Origin of the sequence: Streptomyces longispororuber (assembly GCF_024448165.1) — a bacterium.
GTDB lineage: Bacteria > Actinomycetota > Actinomycetes > Streptomycetales > Streptomycetaceae > Streptomyces > Streptomyces longispororuber_A.
In genome coordinates this window covers 1-19,479 of record NZ_JAMOLN010000197.1, presented here as the reverse complement: position 1 = coordinate 19,479, position 19,479 = coordinate 1, and the positions used below count along the sequence as shown (strand labels likewise).

General features: G+C 72.8%; 16 protein-coding genes and 3 tRNA genes. 10 read left to right on the top strand and 9 right to left on the bottom strand.

From position 1 onward, the window contains the following. The first annotated feature begins 27 nt into the window (after window positions 1-27). From M4J07_RS37960 to M4J07_RS37950, 3 genes are read left to right on the top strand one after another with little or no spacing between them, the layout of a single operon-like run. Window positions 28-447, top strand: a complete 420-nt coding sequence (locus M4J07_RS37960; protein ID WP_255979899.1) for a roadblock/LC7 domain-containing protein — start codon at window positions 28-30, stop codon at window positions 445-447. Then, a complete protein-coding gene (locus M4J07_RS37955) occupies window positions 444-851 on the top strand; it encodes a DUF742 domain-containing protein (RefSeq protein ID WP_255979895.1) in 408 nt (135 codons plus the stop codon). The genes M4J07_RS37960 and M4J07_RS37955 overlap by 4 nt, the downstream gene beginning before the upstream one ends. Beyond that, window positions 832-1,395 carry a GTP-binding protein gene (locus M4J07_RS37950; RefSeq protein ID WP_255979893.1) on the top strand — a complete coding sequence of 188 codons (564 nt, stop codon included), beginning with the start codon at window positions 832-834 and terminating at the stop codon, window positions 1,393-1,395. Before M4J07_RS37955 ends, M4J07_RS37950 begins: the two co-directional genes overlap by 20 nt. Window positions 1,396-1,514: 119 nt before the next feature. On the opposite strand, the gene M4J07_RS37945 is transcribed toward M4J07_RS37950, so the two are convergent. The 3 genes from M4J07_RS37945 to M4J07_RS37935 form a co-directional block, all read right to left on the bottom strand. Then, window positions 1,515-1,591 (bottom strand) — tRNA-Ile (locus M4J07_RS37945). Between the two features lie 175 nt (window positions 1,592-1,766). After that, window positions 1,767-1,839: transfer RNA gene (locus M4J07_RS37940), tRNA-Asn, on the bottom strand. A gap of 5 nt (window positions 1,840-1,844) precedes the next feature. Then, a tRNA-Asn gene (locus tag M4J07_RS37935) sits at window positions 1,845-1,917 on the bottom strand. A 170-nt stretch (window positions 1,918-2,087) separates the two neighbouring features. Here M4J07_RS37935 and M4J07_RS37930 point away from each other — a divergent pair. The 4 genes from M4J07_RS37930 (at window position 2,088) to M4J07_RS37915 (ending at window position 7,660) form a co-directional block, all read left to right on the top strand. Then, window positions 2,088-2,390, top strand: coding sequence for a YtxH domain-containing protein (locus M4J07_RS37930; RefSeq protein WP_255979891.1), 303 nt, complete (start codon window positions 2,088-2,090; stop codon window positions 2,388-2,390). 39 nt (window positions 2,391-2,429) lie between these two features. Next, complete coding sequence (locus M4J07_RS37925; RefSeq protein ID WP_255979889.1) at window positions 2,430-3,872, top strand: xylulokinase; 1,443 nt, start codon at window positions 2,430-2,432, stop codon at window positions 3,870-3,872. A 120-nt stretch (window positions 3,873-3,992) separates the two neighbouring features. Next, entirely contained in the window at window positions 3,993-5,732 is a 1,740-nt protein-coding gene (locus tag M4J07_RS37920) for an ABC transporter ATP-binding protein (RefSeq protein WP_255979887.1), read from the top strand. Further along, window positions 5,732-7,660, top strand: a complete 1,929-nt coding sequence (locus M4J07_RS37915) for an ABC transporter ATP-binding protein (RefSeq protein WP_255979885.1) — start codon at window positions 5,732-5,734, stop codon at window positions 7,658-7,660. Before M4J07_RS37920 ends, M4J07_RS37915 begins: the two co-directional genes overlap by 1 nt. Window positions 7,661-7,690: 30 nt before the next feature. Here M4J07_RS37915 and M4J07_RS37910 read toward each other — a convergent pair whose 3' ends face one another. The 4 genes from M4J07_RS37910 to M4J07_RS37895 form a co-directional block, all read right to left on the bottom strand. Beyond that, window positions 7,691-8,977, bottom strand: a complete 1,287-nt coding sequence (locus M4J07_RS37910) for an RNA polymerase sigma factor (RefSeq protein WP_255979883.1) — start codon at window positions 8,975-8,977, stop codon at window positions 7,691-7,693. A gap of 157 nt (window positions 8,978-9,134) precedes the next feature. Continuing rightward, the gene (gene dnaG, locus M4J07_RS37905; protein WP_255979881.1) at window positions 9,135-11,033 is read right to left on the bottom strand and encodes a DNA primase; all 1,899 of its coding nucleotides are present in this window, start codon (window positions 11,031-11,033) and stop codon (window positions 9,135-9,137) included. Window positions 11,034-11,088: 55 nt separating this feature from the next. Then, window positions 11,089-12,354, bottom strand: coding sequence for an NAD(P)/FAD-dependent oxidoreductase (locus tag M4J07_RS37900; protein ID WP_255979879.1), 1,266 nt, complete (start codon window positions 12,352-12,354; stop codon window positions 11,089-11,091). A gap of 115 nt (window positions 12,355-12,469) precedes the next feature. After that, window positions 12,470-13,231 (bottom strand): sulfite exporter TauE/SafE family protein, encoded by a 762-nt coding sequence (locus M4J07_RS37895; RefSeq protein WP_255979877.1) that lies wholly within the window; start codon window positions 13,229-13,231, stop codon window positions 12,470-12,472. Between the two features lie 114 nt (window positions 13,232-13,345). On the opposite strand from M4J07_RS37895, the gene M4J07_RS37890 reads away from it, so the two are divergent. Beyond that, complete coding sequence (locus tag M4J07_RS37890; RefSeq protein ID WP_255979875.1) at window positions 13,346-14,335, top strand: ArsR/SmtB family transcription factor; 990 nt, start codon at window positions 13,346-13,348, stop codon at window positions 14,333-14,335. Here the strand turns inward: M4J07_RS37890 and M4J07_RS37885 are convergent. Both M4J07_RS37885 and M4J07_RS37880 read right to left on the bottom strand, forming a co-directional pair. Next, window positions 14,316-15,644, bottom strand: coding sequence for a deoxyguanosinetriphosphate triphosphohydrolase (locus tag M4J07_RS37885; protein WP_255979873.1), 1,329 nt, complete (start codon window positions 15,642-15,644; stop codon window positions 14,316-14,318). The genes M4J07_RS37890 and M4J07_RS37885 overlap by 20 nt on opposite strands. A 48-nt stretch (window positions 15,645-15,692) precedes the next feature. Next, window positions 15,693-16,631, bottom strand: a complete 939-nt coding sequence (locus M4J07_RS37880; protein WP_374215159.1) for a sirohydrochlorin chelatase — start codon at window positions 16,629-16,631, stop codon at window positions 15,693-15,695. A gap of 164 nt (window positions 16,632-16,795) precedes the next feature. Here M4J07_RS37880 and M4J07_RS37875 point away from each other — a divergent pair, with 164 nt between their 5' ends. Continuing rightward, on the top strand, window positions 16,796-17,482 hold the full coding sequence (locus M4J07_RS37875) for a SanA/YdcF family protein (RefSeq protein WP_255979871.1): 687 nt from the start codon (window positions 16,796-16,798) through the stop codon (window positions 17,480-17,482). 97 nt (window positions 17,483-17,579) lie between these two features. Then, window positions 17,580-19,479: molybdopterin oxidoreductase family protein (locus M4J07_RS37870; protein WP_255979869.1), on the top strand; the 1,900-nt coding region annotated here is incomplete at its 3' end.

Below are 19,479 nucleotides of genomic sequence, written 5' to 3'. Positions count from 1 at the left end.
CCAGGAAACCCGGAAGGGCACACCCCAGTGACGACTCCTCACCCCAGCCACCGCCCGGCCGGTTCGCTCGACTGGCTCCTGGACGACTTCACCACCCGCGTCCAGGACGTCCGGCACACGGTCTTCCTGTCCGCGGACGGCCTCGTGGCCGGCGCGTCGGCCGGCCTCGGCCGCGACGAGAGCGAACGGTTCAGCGCCATCGCCGCCGGCCTGCACGCCCTGGCCAAGGGCGCGGGCCGGCACTTCCGGGCCGGCCGGGTCGTCCAGACCCTGGTCGAACTCGAAGGCGGCTTCCTCTTCGTGGTCGCCGCCGCGGACGGCTCCTGCCTGGGCGTCTTCACCCGCGCGGGCGCCGACATCGGCCTGGTCGCGTACGAGCTGGAACTGCTGCTGCACCGGGTCGGCGACCATCTCGGCGTCCCGTACCGCGCGGACGGCGGCGCATGACCGGGGACCCCCGCCCCGGCCCGGCCGGCCCGCCCGAGCGCTACGACGACGCGGCGGGCCCCCTCGTCCGCCTCTACGCGATGACCCGCGGCAGGGCCCGCCCCGCCACCGCCGAACGCTTCGACCTGATGACGGCGGTCCACCCCGTCCCCACCTACCGCGACGACCCTCCGCTGCCCCCGGAACAGCGCGCCCTGCTCACCCGCTGCCGGCACGCCCCCGCGCCGGTGGCCGACCTGGCGTCCGACACGGGTCTGCCGCTCGGCGTGGTCCGGGTCCTGCTCGGCGACCTGCTGACCGCGGGTCTGATCCGCGTGACGGCCCCCGCCACCACCCGTCCGGGCCCGCACCGCCCCTCCCCGGCCGTCCTCCAGGAAGTGATCCATGGCCTCCGCGCACTCTGACGAACTGACGGCGCTCAAGATCCTGGTGGCCGGCGGCTTCGGCGTCGGCAAGACGACCCTGGTCGGCTCGGTCAGCGAGATCCGGCCGCTGCGCACCGAGGAGCGGCTGACGGCGGCGTCCGTCCCGCACGACGACCTCACCGGCGTGACGGCGAAGCGGACCACGACGGTCGCGATGGACTTCGGCCGCATCACGCTCCACGACCGCCTGGCGCTCTACCTCTTCGGCACCCCGGGCCAGGACCGCTTCTGGTTCCTCTGGGACGAGCTGGCCACCGGCGCGCTCGGCGCCGTGGTCCTCGCCGACACCCGCCGGCTGGCCGACTGCTTCGCGGCGGTCGACTACTTCGAGCACCGCGCGATCCCGTTCGTCGTCGCCGTGAACTGCTTCGACGGCGTCCGCGACCACACGGCGCCCCAGGTCGCCCGCGCCCTGGACCTCGACCCCCGGGTCCCGGTGGTCCTGTGCGACGCCCGGGAGCGCGCCTCGGGCAAGGACGTCCTGCTGACCCTCGTCGAACACGTGGCGGCGCGGGCCGCGTAGGAAGCCGTCCGCGTCGGCGCGATGCGGCTTTTTGAGTGACAGATGGCCCGCCACCGTTTTGGTGACGGGCCATCAGGTTACGTAACCGCTGGTCACAACGATTCTTCAGCACTACCCAGTGGTGGGGCGGGTGGGACTCGAACCCACGGCCGACGGATTATGAGTCCGCTGCTCTAACCGGCTGAGCTACCGCCCCTTACGGCGCGCCGCGCACATTTGTGCGCGCCGTCTGCCGCAGCATAGCCGCTCATACGATCTCCTGCCTCGGATGGTTCGGCTCTGCACGACCTTGAGGACTCCGCGGCCGCGCCGGCGGTTCCACCAGGCACGAAAAAGCCCTCCGGAGTGTCTCCGAAGGGCTTGTTCGACAGCTCTCCCGACTGGACTCGAACCAGTAACCTGCCGGTTAACAGCCGGCTGCTCTGCCAATTGAGCTACAGGAGATCGAGCTCCCCCGACTGGACTCGAACCAGTAACCTGCCGGTTAACAGCCGGCTGCTCTGCCAATTGAGCTACAGGGGAATGTCTCGTTGCTTCGAACGTACCTACCTGGGTACTTGCCAGGCGGCGTGCGCTCGCTGCGACACATACATTAGCGCAAGCAGGGGGGTGCTCCGCCAATCGGTATCCCTCCGGTGATCACCGACCCTGTCAGGTACGACCTCGAACCTCGCTACGGAAGGGTGGCCGACATGCGTTACCGGCTCACATTCATCGCCGGTCTGGCCCTGGGTTACGTGCTGGGGACGCGGGCCGGACGCGAGCGGTACGAGAAGCTGAAGAAGACCGCCCGCGAGATCGCCCAGAACCCCGCCGTGCGCAACACCGCGGAGTCGGCCGCCCAGCAGACGCGCAGCGTCGCGGGCAAGGCGTTCCACTCCGTGAGCGAGAAGGTGGAGAGCAAGGTGCCGGACTCGGTGGCCGACCGCGTGCGGTCGCTGCGGGAGCGCGGCGCCGGCGCCGAGGACGACGACTGGGGCACCAGCAACACCTAGCGGCGCGGGAGTCCCTCGCGGTACGGCAGAATTTCTGTCATGGGGATAGTCGCCGGGCTGGACAGTTCGCCCGATTTCACGCGCATTGTGGTCTGTGACTCCGACACCGGGGCCGTACTGCGGCAGGGGTATGCCGCTCATCCGCTGGAGACCGCGGAGGGCGGAGGCCGGCCGGCCGACGTCGATCCCCAGGCCTGGCTGCTGTCGCTGGGCGAGGCCGCCGGCGGCGGGCTGCTCGAAGGAGTGCAGGCCATCGGCGTCTCCGCGCAGCAGAACGCGCTGGTGCCGATGGACAACCAGGGCAACACCGTGCGTCCCGCCATGGTCGGCGGGGACAAGCGGGCGCAGGCGGCCGCCGCTGACCTGATCGACCGGCTCGGCTCGCGCGAGGCGTGGGCCGAGGCCGTCGGGAGCGTGCCGCAGTCGGCGCAGCCGGTGACCAAGCTGCGCTGGCTGGCGCGGACCGAGCCGGAGAACGCGCGGCGGGTGGCCCTGCTGATGCAGGCGCACGACTGGCTGGTGTGGCAGTTGCTCGGCCGGCCCTCGCGGCGCACCACCGACCGCGGCGGCGCGTCCGGCACCGGCTACTGGTCGGCGGCCTCCGGGTCCTGGCGGCCCGATCTCGTGGAGCTGGCGCTCGGGCAGCAGGCGATGCTGCCGGAGGTGCTCGGTCCGGGCGACGCGGCGGGCACGACTCCGGAGGGGCTGATCATCTCGGCCGGCACCGGGGAGACCATGGCGGCCGCGTTCGGCCTCGGGGTGCAGACGGGCGACGCCGTCGTCTCGCTGGGCGCCTCCGGGTCCGTGATGGCCGTCCACCACGAGGCACTCGTCGATTCGAGCGGCGCCATTACGTCGCTCGCCGACGCGACCGGCATGCATCTGCCCGTCGTGCATACGCTGAACGCGGTGCGCGCCCTGCGCGGGACGGCGGAGATGCTGGGGCTCGACGGTGGGCTGGAGGAACTGTCCGAGCTCGCCATGAAGTCGACGCCCGGCTCCCACGGACTCGTACTCCTGCCGTATCTGGAGGGCGAGAAGACGCCGAACCTGCCGCACACCGCCGGGACGCTCTCCGGGCTCAGGCGGGAGTCCATGCGGCCCGAGCACCTGGCGCGGGCCGCTTTCGAGGGCATGCTGTGCGCGCTCGCCGACGCGATGGACGTACTGCGCGGGCGCGGCGTGGAGATCCGGCGGGTGTTCCTCCTCGGGGCCGCCGCCGAGCTGCACGCCGTGCAGGCCGCCGCGCCGATGCTCTTCGGCACGCAGGTCGTGGTGCCGCAGCCCGCGGACTACGCGGCGATCGGGGCGGCGCGGCAGGCCGCGTGGGCGCTGAGCGGGCAGTTGCCCCTGTGGCAGGGCGCGGCCGCGCAGGTCTTCGAACCGGGTGAGGAGTTGCCCGTGGGGCAGGCGGTGCGCCAGCAGTACCGCGCGGTGCGGGAGCAGATCCACCCCGGCGCGTTCGCCCAGGGCCTGTCCTAGCGGACTGTCCGCTTTTTGAGCTCTCTTGGGTTAATCGGTTGAGGTAACGCGGGTGGAGTGTTCGACGATGGGGGTCCATGCGTCCACACACTCACGATCGCCGACACCGAGAGACCGAGCGTGCTCATACGACTCCTGCGGGCCTACCTCAGTCCGTACAAGAAACCCATCGGGCTGCTGGTGCTGCTCCAGTTCCTGCAGACCTGTGCCGCGCTGTACCTGCCCACCCTGAACGCGGACATCATCGACAACGGTGTCGTGAACGGCGACACCGGCTACATCCTGACCTTCGGCGCCCTGATGCTGGGCGTCACGGTCGTCCAGGTCGTCTGCAACACGGGCGCCGTCTACTACGGCGCCCGGACCTCCGCCGCGCTCGGCCGGGACGTGCGGGCCGCCGTCTTCGACCGGGTGCAGTCCTTCTCCGCCCGTGAGGTCGGCCAGTTCGGCGCGCCCTCGCTGATCACCCGGACCACGAACGACGTGCAGCAGGTCCAGATGCTGGTGCTGCTCGGCTTCACGCTGATGGTGTCGGCGCCGATCATGTGCGTCGGCGGCGTGGTCATGGCCCTCGGGCTCGACGTGCCGCTGTCCGGGGTGCTGCTCGCCGTGCTGCCCGTCATGGCGATCGTGCTGTCGCTGATCATCCGCAGGATGCGGCCGCTGTTCCGGTCCATGCAGGTCAAGCTGGACACCGTGAACCGGGTGCTGCGCGAGCAGATCACCGGCAACCGGGTCATCCGGGCCTTCGTGCGGGACGACTTCGAGAAGGGCCGGTTCGGCGAGGCCAACTGGGACCTGACCGAGACCTCGCTGGCCACCGGCCGGATCATGGCGCTGATGTTCCCGTTCGTGATGACGATCGTGAACGTCGCGTCGATCGCCGTCGTCTGGTTCGGCGCCCACCGGATCAACAGCGGCGGGATGCAGATCGGTGACCTGACGGCGTTCCTCGCGTACCTGATGCAGATCGTGATGAGCGTGATGATGGCCACGTTCATGTTCATGCAGGTGCCGCGCGCCGAAGTGTGCGCCGAGCGCATCCAGGAGATCCTCGCGACCGAGTCGAGCGTGGTCCCGCCGGCCCCGGAGTCGTCCGTCCGCGAGCTGCGGCGCCGCGGCCACCTGGAGATCCGGGGCGCCGACTTCGGCTACCCGGGCGCCGAGGAGCCGGTCCTGCGCGCCGTCGACCTGCTCGCGCTGCCCGGCGAGACCACCGCGATCATCGGCTCCACGGGCAGCGGCAAGTCGACGCTGCTCGGGCTGGTGCCGCGGCTGTACGACGCCACGGCCGGGGTCGTCTACGTGGACGGTGAGGACGTCCGCGAGGTCGATCCCGTACTGATGGCGAAGACCGTCGGGCTGGTTCCGCAGAAGCCGTACCTGTTCTCCGGGACGGTCGCCTCGAACCTGCGCTACGGGCGCCCGGACGCGACCGACGAGGACCTGTGGCACGCGCTGGAAGTGGCGCAGGCCAAGGACTTCGTGAGCGAGCTGGAGGGCGGCCTCGAGGCACCCGTCACCCAGGGCGGCACCAATGTCTCCGGCGGTCAGCGGCAGCGGCTCGCCATCGCGCGCACGCTCGTGCAGCGGCCGGAGATCTATCTGTTCGACGACTCGTTCTCCGCGCTCGACTACGCCACGGACGCGGCGCTGCGCCGTGCGCTGGGCGCCGAGACGGCGGAGTCGACCGTGGTGATCGTGGCCCAGCGGGTCGCGACCATCCGGGACGCCGACCGGATCGTCGTCCTCGACGAGGGCCGGGTGGTCGGCACCGGGCGGCATCACGAACTGATGGCGGACAACGAGACCTACCGGGAGATCGTGCTCTCCCAGCTGACGGAAGCGGAGGCCGCCTGATGAGCGGGCCCATGGCGGCGCGGATGGCGGCCGGTGCGCCCGGTTCGCGCTCGATGGACTTCAAGGGGTCCGGCAAGCGGCTGCTGACCCGGCTCGCGGCGCACCGCGCCTCGGTGTTCGGCGTGCTGTTCGCCGTGGTGATCAGTGTGGGGCTCTCGGTCGTCGGACCGAAGATCCTCGGCCACGCGACGGACCTGCTGTTCGGCGGCATCGTCGGCGGGCAGATGGAGCCGGGACAGACCAAGCAGCAGGTCATCGAGGGGCTGCGGGCCAAGGGTGACGGCGGCATGGCCGACATGCTCGGCGGCGTCGACTTCACCCCCGGCCAGGGCGTGGACTTCGACCGGATCGGCGAGGTGCTGCTCATCGGGCTCGCGGTGTTCGCGTGCGCGGGCCTGGCGATGATGATCGGCACCCGGCTCGCCAACCGGGCGATCAACCTGGCGGTGGCCAAGCTGCGGGCGGACATGCAGGCGAAGCTGCAGCGCCTGCCGCTGTCGTACTACGACAAGCAGAAGCGCGGCGAGGTGCTGAGCCGGGCGACCAACGACATCGACAACATCGGGCAGACGCTCCAGCAGACGATGGGGCAGATGCTCAACTCGCTGCTGACGATCGTCGGCGTGCTGGTGATGATGTTCTGGATCTCGTGGCTGCTGGCGCTCGTCGCGCTCGTCACGGTGCCGCTGTCGGTGCTCGTCGCGGCGAAGGTCGGCAAGCGGTCGCAGCCCCAGTTCGTCCAGCAGTGGCGGACGACGGGCGTCCTGAACGCGCACATCGAGGAGATGTACACCGGCCACAACCTGGTGAAGGTGTTCGGGCGGCAGAAGGAGTCGGCCGAGCAGTTCGCCGAGCAGAACGACGCGCTGTACGAGGCGTCGTTCAAGGCCCAGTTCAACAGCGGCATCATGCAGCCGCTGATGTTCTTCATCTCGAACCTGAACTATGTGCTCGTCGCCGTGGTCGGCGGTCTGCGGGTGGCGTCGGGATCGCTGTCGATCGGTGACGTCCAGGCGTTCATCCAGTACTCGCGGCAGTTCTCGATGCCGCTGACGCAGGTCGCGTCGATGGCGAACCTGGTGCAGTCGGGCGTCGCCTCGGCCGAGCGGATCTTCGAACTGCTCGACGCCGAGGAGCAGTCCGCCGATCCGGTCCCCGGTCTGCGGCCCGAGCGGCTGCGCGGGCACGTGGAGTTCGAGCACGTCGCCTTCCGCTACGAGAAGGACAAGCCGCTCATCGAGGACCTGTCGCTGACGGCGGAGCCGGGCCACACGGTCGCCATCGTCGGGCCGACGGGCGCCGGCAAGACCACGCTGGTGAACCTGCTGCTGCGGTTCTACGAGGTGACCGGCGGGCACATCACGCTCGACGGCGTCGACATCGCGAAGATGTCCCGCGACGAGCTGCGCGCCGGGATCGGCATGGTCCTCCAGGACACCTGGCTGTTCGGCGGGACCATCGCGGAGAACATCGCGTACGGCGCCGCGAAGGACGTCACGCGCGAGGAGATCGAGGCGGCGGCGAAGGCCGCGCACGCCGACCGCTTCATCCGGACGCTGCCCGAGGGGTACGACACCGTCATCGACGACGAGGGGACCGGGGTGAGCGCGGGCGAGAAGCAGCTCATCACCATCGCCCGGGCCTTCCTGTCCGACCCGGTGATCCTGGTGCTCGACGAGGCGACCTCGTCCGTCGACACCCGCACCGAGGTGCTCATCCAGAAGGCCATGGCCCGGCTCGCCGCCGGGCGGACCTCGTTCGTCATCGCGCACCGTCTGTCGACGATCCGCGATGCCGACACGATTCTGGTCATGGAGAACGGGGCGATCGTGGAGCAGGGCTCGCACGATCGGCTCGTCGAGTCCGGTGGGGCGTACCAGCGGTTGTACGAGGCCCAGTTCGCGCAGGCGGTCGCCGAGGTGGACTGAGCGCCGTCCGGCCGGTGTTCCGGGGCCGCCTCAGTCGAGGTAGCCCCGGAGCTGGTCGGCGAAGGCGTGGTCGCGGAGCTTGTTGAGGGTCTTGGACTCGATCTGGCGGATCCGTTCCCGGGTCACCCCGAAGATCCGGCCGATCTCCTCCAGGGTGCGGGGGCGGCCGTCGGCCAGGCCGTAGCGGAGCTGGACGACCTTGCGCTCGCGCTCCCCCAGGGTCGACAGGACGGCCTCCAGGTGCTCCCTGAGCAGCAGGAACGCCGCGGACTCCACGGGGCTCGTGGCGTCGCCGTCCTCGATGAGGTCGCCGAGCGCCACGTCGTCCTCCTCGCCCACCGGGGCGTGCAGCGAGACCGGCTCCTGGGCCAGCCGGAGGACCTCGCTGACCCGCTCGTGGGGCAGGTCGAGGTGGGCGGCCACTTCCTCGGGCGTCGGCTCGTAGCCGCGCTCCTGCAGCATGCGGCGCTGGACGCGGACGACGCGGTTGATGAGCTCCACCACGTGGACCGGGACGCGGATCGTGCGGGCCTGGTCCGCGAGGGCGCGGCTCATGGCCTGGCGGATCCACCAGGTCGCGTACGTCGAGAACTTGTAGCCGCGGGCGTAGTCGAACTTCTCGACCGCCCTGATCAGGCCGAGGTTTCCTTCCTGGACCAGGTCGAGCATGGTCAGTCCGCGGCCCACGTACCGCTTGGCGACGGAGACGACCAGGCGCAGGTTCGCCTCGATGAGGCGGCGCTTGGCCATCCGCCCCATGACCACCAACTTGTCGAGATCGAGAGCCAGTTGGGAGTCCAGATCGGGGGCGTGGGTGAGCTTCTCCTCGGCGAACAGGCCCGCTTCGACGCGGCGCGCGAGGTCCACCTCGTCCGCGGCGGTGAGCAGCGGGATGCGGCCGATCTCGCGCAGGTACTGGCGGAACAGGTCGGACGAGGGACCGCTGGTGTCGGTGCGGGCGCCGCGCACCGGTTCGGGCGGGTCCACGGATTCGGCGGCGGGCGCCTCGGGTTCGGCACCGTCCGCCTCGGGGTGGTGCGCGGCGCGGCTCTGGGGCGGCACCGTCGTGAGGACGTCGCCGTCCCCGGCGCTGTCCGGTTCGGCGCCCGGTTCGGCGAGGGCCTGCGCTGTGCTGTCGCTCTGACTGAGGGTCTGGGTCTGCACGGGGGCGACCTCCAAGGTGATCGCTGCTGAGGCGTGCGGCAGGGGGGCGGGAACGGCGGCCTCGCCGTTGCCCGTCCCGTACGCGATGAGCGGAACCGCGGGGGTGTCGGACCCGTTGTCCGGGTTCCAGCCGCGCTCCGAGGACTCAGGCACCGCAACCCAGTGTGGAGTACGACACAGCGCCGCCACGAGGGGCGTGCGATGACTTTTTGAGTCCGGTGCGTGACCGCACGGTTACCGTGCTGTACGAATGCCCGCTCTTCCCTGGGCGTAACGGGCCCAAACGGCGCGCGGGCGCACGCCGGAGCGGTTACAGCGCTTCCGCGCCCCGCTCGCGCAGTGCCTGGCCGTACTGCTGGAGCACCCACAACTCGTTCTGCACGGCCGTCAGTTGCGCCGGGTCGCCGCCCGAGCCGAGGCGGGTGAAGGTGCCCTGGACGTCGCGGATGCGGCGCTCCACCGCGCGCCTGCGCACGGTGACGAGCTGCTCGCCGGCATACGCCTCGTCGACCGTCTTGCGGTGGATCGCCTCGACGGCCAGCTCGGTCACCATGGCCCGGACCGCGTCGTCGGGCGCCGCGTCGCGGACCCTGACCAGGTACTCGTGCGGGTCCTGGGTGCCCGGCTCGGCGCCGCCCGCCTCCAGGATGGCCAGGCGCACGGCGGCGTACGGCGGGGCCGTGAACTCGTCGATGCCGTACGCGTCGAAGGCCGGGGAGACCAGGTGCGGGTGCTGGAGGGCGAGTTTGAGCAGTTCGCGCTCGGTCGTGAACACCGGGTTGCGCAAGGTGAGCGCGGGGCCGCCGAACGCCGGGGCCGGGGCGGCGGCCGGCGGGGCCTGCGGGCCGCGGGCGGGGGCCGGGCCCTTGCCGCCGCGGTCGCGCGCCCAACGGGCCAGCTGGGCCACCCGCTTGACCACGAACTGGGTGTCGAGGATGCCGAGCATGCCGGCGAGCTGGACGGCGACCTCGTGCTGCGAGGCGCTGTTCTTGATGCGGGCGACGACGGGCGCCGCCTCGTCGAGCGCGGCGGCGCGGCCCGCCGGGGTCTCCAGGTCGTAGCGGGAGACGATCTGGCGGAGCGCGAACTCGAAGAGCGGGGTGCGGGGTTGGACCAGGTCGGCGACGGCCTCGTCGCCCTTGGCGAGGCGCAGGTCGCACGGGTCCATGTTGTCCGGGGCGATGGCGATGTACGTCTCGGCGGCGAACTTCTGGTCGTCCTCGAAGGCGCGCAGGGCGGCCTTCTGGCCTGCCGCGTCACCGTCGAAGGTGAAGATCACCCGGGCCGAGCCGTTGTCCATCAGGAGGCGCCGGAGGATCTTGATGTGGTCGCCGCCGAAGGCGGTGCCGCAGGTCGCGATGGCGGTGGTGACCCCGGCGAGGTGGCAGGCCATCACGTCGGTGTAGCCCTCGACGACGACGGCGCGGCTGGACTTGGCGATGTCCTTCTTCGCGAGGTCGATGCCGTAGAGGACCTGCGACTTCTTGTAGATCGGCGTCTCGGGCGTGTTCAGGTACTTCGGCCCGTTGTCGTCGTCGCGCAGGCGGCGGGCGCCGAAGCCGACGACCTCGCCGCCGATGTCGCGGATCGGCCACATGAGGCGGCCGCGGAACCGGTCGATGGGGCCGCGGCGGCCCTCCTGGGAGAGGCCGGAGAGAGTCAGCTCCTTGTCGGTGAAGCCCTTGCCGCGCAGGAAGCGGGTCAGGTGGTCCCAGCCTGCCGGGCTGTAGCCGACGCCGAAGTGGGCGGCGGCGGCCTGGTCGAAGCCGCGCTCGGCGAGGAACTTGCGGCCGATCTCGGCCTCGGGCGACTCCAGCTGGTCGACGTAGAACTGGGCGGCGACCTTATGGGCCTCGACCAGGCGGATGCGCTCGCCGCGCTGGTGGGCGGGGTTGTACCCGCCCTCCTCGTACCGCAGCGTGATGCCCGCCTGGCCGGCGAGCCGCTCCACCGCCTCGGAGAAGGTGAGGTGGTCGACCTTCATCACGAACGTGATGGTGTCGCCGCCCTCCTGGCAGCCGAAGCAGTGGAAGAACCCCTTGCTCGGGCTGACCTGGAAGGACGGGGACTTCTCGTCGTGGAAGGGGCACAGGCCCTTCAGGTTCCCGCCGCCCGCGTTGCGCAGTTGCAGGTACTCGGACACCACGGCGTCGATCGGGACCGCGTCCCGAACCGCCTTCACATCCTCGTCATTGATCCTGCCTGCCACGCGGCAAGTCTACGGTGAGCCTCCGACACTCCCGTGCGCCGCGGTCACCGCCGGGTCACTCCTCCAGGAGGTCGCCCAGCGGGACGGAGGGGTCCGAGAGGCGTTCGGTGCCGGGGCGGGCGCCGGAGCGGATCAGCTGCTGGATCGGCTCGGTGACGTCCCACACATTCACGTTCATCCCGGCCAGGACCTGCCCGTCCTTCAGCCAGAACGCGATGAACTCGCGCTTGCCCGCGTCGCCGCGGAGCACCACCTGGTCGTACGAGCCGGGCGGCGCCCAGCCCGAGTACTCCAGGCCCAGGTCGTACTGGTCGGAGAAGAAGTAGGGCACGCGGTCGTACGTCACGTCCTGGCCGAGCATGGCGCGGGCGGCGGCGGGTCCGCCGTTCAGCGCGTTCGCCCAGTGCTCGACGCGCAGCCGGGTGGCGAAGAGCGGGTGCTGGACCGCGGCCACGTCGCCCGCGGCGTAGATGTCCGGGTCGGAGGTGCGCAGGCCGCGGTCGACGGCGACGCCGCCGCCGTGCCGCCGGTCGACCATGTCGAGGCCCGCGGCCTCGGCGAGCGCGGTGCGCGGGGCCGCGCCGATCGCGGCGAGCACGTCGTGCGCCGGGTGCTCCTCGCCGTCGTCGGTGAGGGCGGCGAGGACCATGCCGTCCTGGCCGGTGATCTCGGTGAGCCGGGCGCCGAAGTGGAAGCGGACGCCGTGGTCGCTGTGCAGCTCGGTGAAGATCTGGCCGACCTCGGGGCCGAGCACCGCGTGCAGCGGGGTGGCCTCCGGCTCCACGACGGTGACCTCGGCGCCGTACTCGCGGGCGGCGGCGGCGACCTCCAGGCCGATCCAGCCGGCGCCGGCGACGACCAGGTGCCCGTTGTCCCGGCCGAGCGAGGCGAGGACGTGCTTGAGCCGCTCGGCGTGGGCGAGGCGGCGCAGGTGGTGGACGCCGGCCAGATGGGTGCCGGGGATGTCCAGGCGGCGCGGCTCGGCGCCGGTGGCGAGCAGCAGCTTGTCGTAGCGGATGGTGGTGCCCTCGCCGAGCCGCACCGTCCTGGCGGCCCGATCGATGGCGGTGACCGTCTGGCCGAGGTGCAGCTCGATGTCGTTGCTCGCGTACCAGGCCGGTTCGTGGACGAAGACGCTGTCCCGTTCCTCCTTGCCCTGGAGGTACCCCTTGGACAGGGGTGGGCGTTCGTACGGGTGGTCCCGTTCGTCGCCGATGAGGATCACCCGACCGGTGAAGTTCTCCGAGCGGAGCGTCTCGGCTGCCTTCGCCCCGGCGAGACCTCCCCCGACGATGACGAACGTCTGGTCCGCGTCGACCACTTGATGCCTCCCTGTTGCCATGCCGTCATATGCGAGCGTCCCGCACGGAGCGTGATGCGGGAAGGGGGCGTGGCCCGAACAGGGCACGTTTCCTCTGGTTTTTCCCTACATCTCGTCACGCCCAGTGGTCGATGGCCAGTTTGGTGACGAGGGCGGCGACCGTGCAGAGCAGGGCGGCGCGGACGAATCCGGCGCCCCGGCGGATGGCGGTGCGGGCGCCGATCGCCCCGCCGGTGATGTTGGCCAGGGCCATCGCGGCGCCGGTCGCCCACAGGACGTGGCCCAGGGACGCGAAGAGGGCGAGGGCGCCGAGGTCGGTGCCGATGGAGACGGCCTTGGCGGTGGCCGAGCCCTGGAGGAAGCCGGTGCCCAGGGCCGCCGTGAAGAGGGCCACCAGGAGGACGCCGGTGCCGGAGCCGACGGCCCCGCTGTAGTAGCCGATGAGGCCGACCGCGGTCAGGGTCCACCTCGTCGGCCACCGGAACCGCGGGCCGCCTCCGCCCGTGCCGCCCCTGACGGACCACACGCCGACGGCGGCGGCGGCGAGCAGCGACACGAGGACGACCGGCACGAACACCCGCTGCGGCAGCCAGGCCGCCGTCAGCGCGCCCAGCAGTGACGTCGGCACCCCGATCAGGCCCGCCCGGAACGCGTGCGGGGCGTCCAGGCCGACGCGTCGCGCGTACGTCACGGCCGCGGACGAGGTGCCGGTGATCGCCACCAGTTTGTTGGTGCCGAGCAGCGTCGCGACCGGCGCGGTGGGCAGCAGCACCATCAGGGCCGGTACCTGCACCAGCCCTCCGCCGCCGACCACCGCGTCCAGCCAGCCCGCCGCGAGCGCCACAGTGAGCAGCGCACACCAGTCCACCGCGTCCACGGCCGTTCCCCCGTCGTCCCCCGTGTGTTCCCCCGGGCCCAACCGTGCGGTAGGAGACGGGAGTTGTGGGGTAATTCGTCCACAACGCAAAGGGAGCGGGGGGATCAGGGACGCATGCTGCGCATCGAGTTCACGGCCGAGGACCTGGGGCGGCTGCGGGTGGCGCCGGACGCCGATCCGCTCTGGGAGATCGTGCTGAGTCTGCACCTGCTGCAGAACCGGCAGGCCGCCGTGGCGTTCGACCCGTGGCGGCAGGAGGTGCGGGCGGAGCTGGCCAGGGCCGGACTCGCGGGGACGGCGGCGGCGCTGATGCGGCTGTCGCCGTGGGCCGCGTACTTCCCCGACTTCCTGACGCCGGCGCGCGGCGGCGGCGATCTGGAGGCCGGGATCTCCGCGGTGCTGAGCACACCGCGCCACCGGCTGGCGGCGGAGCTGGCCGAGGTGTACGCGCGGGGGCCGGTGCCCCAGGGCGTGCGGCGGCTCGCGGACGGCGACGTGGCGGCGCTCGAACGGCTCGGGGAGGCGCTGCGGGCGTACTACGCGGTGGCCGTCGAGCCGTACCTTCCGGCGGTGCGGGGCGCGACCGCCGACGACCGGGCGGTGCGGGCCGGGGCGGCGCTGCGCGGCGGCGGTGACGAGCTGCTCGCCAGCTACGGTCCGGCCGTGGCCCGGGACGGGGACGCGCTGGTCGCCGCCTATCCGGTCGCCCGCCGGATGCCGCTGCGGGGGCGGCCGCTGACCCTGGTCCCGTCGTTCTTCTGCGTGGTCACGCCGGTGGCCCTCGCCGACGACGCGCTCGATCCGGTGCTGGTGCACCCGCTGGGCCCCGCGCCCGGCTGGCTGGCCCGGGCGAAGCCGCCGGGTGCGGCGCCGCCCCGGGTGGCGCAGCTGATCGGGCCGACCAGGGCACTGGTCCTGGACGCGCTGGAGCAGCCGCGGACCACCGGTCAGCTGGCGGAGCTGCTGCGGCTGACCGCGTCCACGGCGAGCCGGCACGCGACGGTGCTGCGCGAGGCGGGGCTCGTCGCGTCCGGGCGGCGGGGCAACACCGTGCTGCACCGCCGCACCGCGCTGGGCGACGCGCTCATGGACGGCCGGCTCTGAGGGCGGCGTGCAGCGAACGGGCCGAGGCGTCGGTCAGCGACGCGATCTGGTCGACGATGACGCGCTTGCGGGTCCGGTCGTCGGGCGCGGCGTCGAACAGGGCGCGGAACTGCGGGTCGAGCCCGTCCGGGGCGCGGGCGACCAGCGACTCGGCCAGCTCGGCGACCACCACCCGCTGGTCGGCGCGGAGCCGCTCCTGCTGCGGGCGCTGCATCACGTACCGGTCGGCGACGGCCTTGAGCACCGCGCACTCGTACCGCGCGGCGCGCGGGACGACGAGTTCGGCGTCGTACCGCGTCAGCGGTCCCGTCCCGTACCTGGCCCGGGTCGCGCTCTCCGCGGCGAGGCAGAACCGGCCGATGAGCTGGCTGGTGGCGTCCTTGAGGCGGGCCTGGGCGACGGCCGTGCCGTCGTACCCGTGCGGCCACCACTCCTGGTCGAGGAGCCGGTCGAGGGCGGCGGACAGCTCGGCCGGGTCCGTGTCGTGCGGCACGTACCGCCCGATGGCGACGGCGAAGACGTCGGCGCGCTCGGGCTCGGCGTGCAGCACGTTCGGATCGAGGTGGCCCGCGTGCAGGCCGTCCTCGATGTCGTGCACGGAGTACGCGACGTCGTCCGCCCAGTCCATGACCTGTGCCTCGAAGCAGGTGCGGCGCCCGGGGGCCTCCTTCCTGATCCAGTCGAAGACCGGCCGGTCGTCCTCGTAGACCCCGAACTTCGCGGAGGCCGGGTCGCTGGGGTGCTCGCCGCGCGGCCACGGGTACTTCGTGGCGGCGTCCAGCGCGGCCCGCGTCAGGTTCAGTCCCACGCTGGTCAGCTCGCCGCTGCCCGCCGCGAAAGCGGCCGATGTCGCTGTCGAACGGACGAAGCGCTTGGGCTCGATGCGGGTGAGCAGGCGCAGCGACTGGGCATTGCCCTCGAATCCGCCGCAGTCCTGCGCCACCTCGTTCAGTGCCTGCTCGCCGTTGTGCCCGAAGGGCGGGTGGCCCAGGTCGTGCGAGAGGCAGGCCGTCTCGACGAGATCGGGGTCGCAGCCGAGCGCGGCACCCAGCTCCCGGCCGACCTGGGCGCACTCCAGGGAGTGGGTGAGACGGGTGCGCGGGCTCGCGTCCCAGTGTCTGCTGCGGGTGCCCGGCGTGACGACCTGCGTCTTGCCCGCGAGGCGGCGCAGCGCGGCCGAGTGCAGGACGCGGGCCCGGTCGCGCTGGAACGCGGTGCGGCCCGGGCGCTTGTCGGGCTCGGGGGCCCAGCGCTCGACCGCGCCCTCGTCGTACGGACCGGCGCCTTCTGACGTGTTGCTGCCTTCCATGCACTGACAGTAGAGCCAGGCACCGACAAACGGGACGGGGCCGTGGGGTCAGGCGGACGCCAGGTGCCGTCCGGCGGTCCGCGGGGCGGCCGTCAGCGCCTCGTCGTAGCGGTGCAGGACGAGGCGGGCGAGGGCCGGGTGGGTGCCGAGCGGGGCGGCTGCGATCCCGGGGGCGGCCGCCGCGGTCTCGGTGGCGAAGCGGCCCGGCGCGGTGAAGTAGGAGGCGACGGCGACGGTGTGGCGGCCGCGGGCGGTGAGGGAGCGGACGGCGGTGGCGACGTCGGGGCCGGCGGCGGAGGCGAAGGCGGGGACGACGGGGACGCCCAGGCGGAGTGCCAGGAGCGCGGCGGTGCGGCGGGTGTCGTCGGCGGCCTCGGGGTCGCGCGAGCCCGCGGCGGCGAGGACGACGCCGCCGCGGCGGCGGACGGATTCGGTGAGCCGGTCGGGCCAGCCCGCCGCCAGGAGCCGGTCGTGCAGGGCGTCGACGAGCAGCGGGTGCGGGCCGAGCGGGGCGGCGACGCGGGTGAGCAGGTGGCCGGCGGCGTCGGCCGCCTCCGGTATGTCGTGCTTCGCGTGGTGGCCGCGGGAGAGCAGCAGCGGGACCAGCACGGCGCGGCCCGCCGGGAGCGCGGCGAGGGTGTCGCCGAGCAGGGGCTCGTTCAACTCGATGTGGCCGAGGCGGACGGTCAGTCCCGGCCGCCGCGCGCGGATCAGGCCGACGAGTTCGGTGACGGTGGCGAGGGCGCGCGGGTCGCGGCTGCCGTGGGCCACGAGGACCAGTGCCGGTTCCTGGTGCCGGGCCCGCAGGGGGGAGACCTGGCCGAGCCTGCTGCCGAGCTGATTGCTGATCATGGTGAGGAGTCCCGCCGTGCTGGCCGTGCTGTCGATGGAGGTCGTGCGGTCGGAGTGGGCCGTGCCGTCGGTGCGGGTGCTGGGGTCGGTGGGGGTCGTGCGGTGCTGTGCGGTGGCGCCCGACTCGTCCGTCATGGAGCGATCCTGCCGGGCGGGGGTTGCCGGTCTGTTGCGCGGCGGTGACGGGTGGTTGCCGGTACTTCACCGCGGGGGCCGGCGGGAGGTGAGCGAACCACCGGGGCGTACGACGCGTCTCCTCCCTGCGAGAGCCCGACCACGCGAGCCCCCGGGGGATCCCGATGCACCTGCCACGACACCGTCTCCTGCGGCTCCCGCGCACCCGCCGGGGGCAGCGGCGGACAGTCCAGGCGGTGATGGCGGCGTGCGTGCTGGCGCTGCTCCCCTCGACGTGGCTGTTCACGACGACCGGCGACCGGCTGCGGGCCGGGGACGACGTGCCGCGCACGGACGTCGCGGTGGTGTTCGGGGCGGGGCTGTGGGACGGCGAGCCGTCCCCGTACCTGGCGCACCGGCTGGACGCCGCGGCCGAGTTGTACCGGGCGGACCGGATCCAGGTCGTCCTGGTCACCGGCGACAACAGCCGCACCGAGTACGACGAGCCGGACGCGATGCGCCGCTATCTGACCCGGCACGGCGTCCCGTCCGCGGCCGTGGTCAGCGACTACGCGGGATTCGACACCTGGGACTCGTGCGTCCGGGCGAAGCGGATCTTCGGCGTCGACCGGGCGGTCCTGATCAGCCAGGGCTTCCACATCCGGCGGGCGGTGGCGCTGTGCGAGGCGGCCGGGGTGTCGTCGTACGGCGTCGGGGTCGACGAGCCGCACGACACGACCTGGTACGCGGGCGGGGCGCGGGAGGTGCTGGCCGCGGGCAAGGCGGCGCTCGACGCCGTGGTGCGCCCGGCACCGCACTTCCTGGGCGCCCGCGAGGACGGAGTGCGGGAGGCGCTCGGCCGGTCCCGGTGACCTCACGGCGGGGCGACGGGCGCTGCGAGGTCTGCGTACCCGCTGCGTAACGGGCCGGTCCCCCGACCCGTAACAACGCCCCCGCACGCTGAGCCGCATGCACACACAGCCCGCCCCGACGCCCACCCACTGTCCGTACTGCGCCCTGCAGTGCGGCATGCAGCTGACGCCGGACGCGGCGGGCGAGGGCGTCGCGGTCACCGGCCGCGCGGACTTCCCGGTGAACCGGGGCGCGCTGTGCGGCAAGGGGCAGAGCGCCGCCGCGGTGCTCTCCCGCGGGGTGCGGCTGACCGGGCCGCTGGTCCGGGACCCCGCGACCGGCCGGCTCGCGCCCGCCACCTGGGAGGCGGCCCTCGACGCGATCGCCGGCGGCCTCGCCCGCACGCGGGCGCTGCACGGCGCGGACGCGTGCGGGGTGTTCGGCGGTGGCGGTCTGACGAACGAGAAGGCGTACGCGCTCGGCAAGTTCGCCCGGATCGTCCTCGGCACCTCGCAGATCGACTACAACGGCCGGTTCTGCATGTCGTCGGCGGCGGCCGCCGGACAGCGGGCGTTCGGGCTCGACCGCGGGCTGCCGTTCCCGCTGGAGGACCTGCCACGGACCGGGTGCGTGATCCTGGTCGGCTCGAACCTCGCGGAGACGATGCCGCCCGCACTGCGCTACCTGACCGAGCTCAAGGCCAACGGCGGCAAGCTGATCGTCATCGATCCGCGCCGCACCCGGACCGCCGAGCAGGCCGATCTGCATCTGGCGCCGCGCCCCGGCACCGACCTCGCGCTCGCGCTCGGCATGCTGCACCTGCTGGTCGCGGAGGGCCGCACCGACGAGGCGTACATCCGGGAGCGCACCCGGGGCTGGGCCGAGGCGCGGGCCGGGGTGATGGCGCACTGGCCGGAGTACGTGGAGCGGGTCACGGGGGTACCCGTTCCCCAACTGCGTGCGGCCGTCGGCCTGTTCGCGGACGCGGAGACCGCGATGGTGCTCACCGCGCGGGGGCCCGAGCAGCAGTCCAAGGGCACCGACACGGTCGGCGCGTGGATCAATCTGGCGCTCGCCACCGGCCGGCCCGGCACACCGCTGTCCGGCTACGGCTGTCTGACCGGGCAGGGCAACGGGCAGGGCGGCCGGGAGCACGGCCAGAAGGCGGACCAGCTGCCCGGGTACCGGAAGCTGACGGACCCGGCGGCCCGCGCGCACGTCGCCGAGGTGTGGGGCGTGGACCCGGCCTCCCTTCCCGGGCCCGGCCGTTCGGCGTACGAGCTGCTGGACGCGCTGGGCGGGGAGATCCGCTCGCTGCTCCTGATGGGGTCGAACCCGGTGGTGTCGGCGCCGCGCGCCGCCCATGTGGAGGAGCGGCTGCGGTCGCTGGACTTCCTGGCCGTGGCCGACGTCGTCCTCTCCGAGACGGCCGAACTCGCCGACGTCGTCCTGCCCGTCACCCAGTGGGCCGAGGAGACCGGCACCGTCACGAACCTGGAGGGCCGGGTGCTGCTGCGGCGCCGTGCGATCACCGCGCCGCCGGGGGTCCGCTCCGACCTCGACGTCCTCCACGAACTGACCGCGCGCCTCTCCCCCGGCCTGGAGAAGGGCTTCCCCGTCGAACCGGAGGAGGTCTTCGACGAGCTGCGCCGCGCCTCGGCGGGCGGGCCCGCCGACTACGCGGGGATCTCGTACGAGCGGCTCGCCGCGGACGGGGGCGCGGGCGTCTTCTGGCCCTGCCCGGCCACGGACGGCCCGGGCACGCCCCGGCTCTTCCTGGACCGGTTCGCCACGGAGGACGGGCGGGCGCGGTTCGTGCCGGTCGCGCACCGGGCGGCGGCGGAGGAGCCCGACGCGGAGTATCCGGTGTACCTGACGACGGGGCGGGTCGTGGCGCAGTACCAGTCGGGGGCGCAGACCCGGCGGGTGGACGAGCTGAACAAGGCGGCGCCGGGGCCGTTCGTGGAGCTGCATCCGCGGCTCGCGGCGCGGCTCGGTGTGGTCGAGGGGGACGAGG

Coding starts and splice junctions, on each gene's coding strand:
- M4J07_RS37915 (WP_255979885.1), top strand. CDS start 5,732: ATGAGCGGGCCCATGGCGGCGCGGATGGCGGCCGGTGCGCCCGGTTCG.
- M4J07_RS37950 (WP_255979893.1), top strand. CDS start 832: ATGGCCTCCGCGCACTCTGACGAACTGACGGCGCTCAAGATCCTGGTG.
- M4J07_RS37885 (WP_255979873.1), bottom strand. CDS start 15,644: ATGGAAGGCAGCAACACGTCAGAAGGCGCCGGTCCGTACGACGAGGGC.
- M4J07_RS37925 (WP_255979889.1), top strand. CDS start 2,430: ATGGGGATAGTCGCCGGGCTGGACAGTTCGCCCGATTTCACGCGCATT.
- M4J07_RS37930 (WP_255979891.1), top strand. CDS start 2,088: ATGCGTTACCGGCTCACATTCATCGCCGGTCTGGCCCTGGGTTACGTG.
- M4J07_RS37890 (WP_255979875.1), top strand. CDS start 13,346: ATGCTGCGCATCGAGTTCACGGCCGAGGACCTGGGGCGGCTGCGGGTG.
- M4J07_RS37955 (WP_255979895.1), top strand. CDS start 444: ATGACCGGGGACCCCCGCCCCGGCCCGGCCGGCCCGCCCGAGCGCTAC.
- M4J07_RS37880 (WP_374215159.1), bottom strand. CDS start 16,631: ATGACGGACGAGTCGGGCGCCACCGCACAGCACCGCACGACCCCCACC.
- M4J07_RS37875 (WP_255979871.1), top strand. CDS start 16,796: ATGCACCTGCCACGACACCGTCTCCTGCGGCTCCCGCGCACCCGCCGG.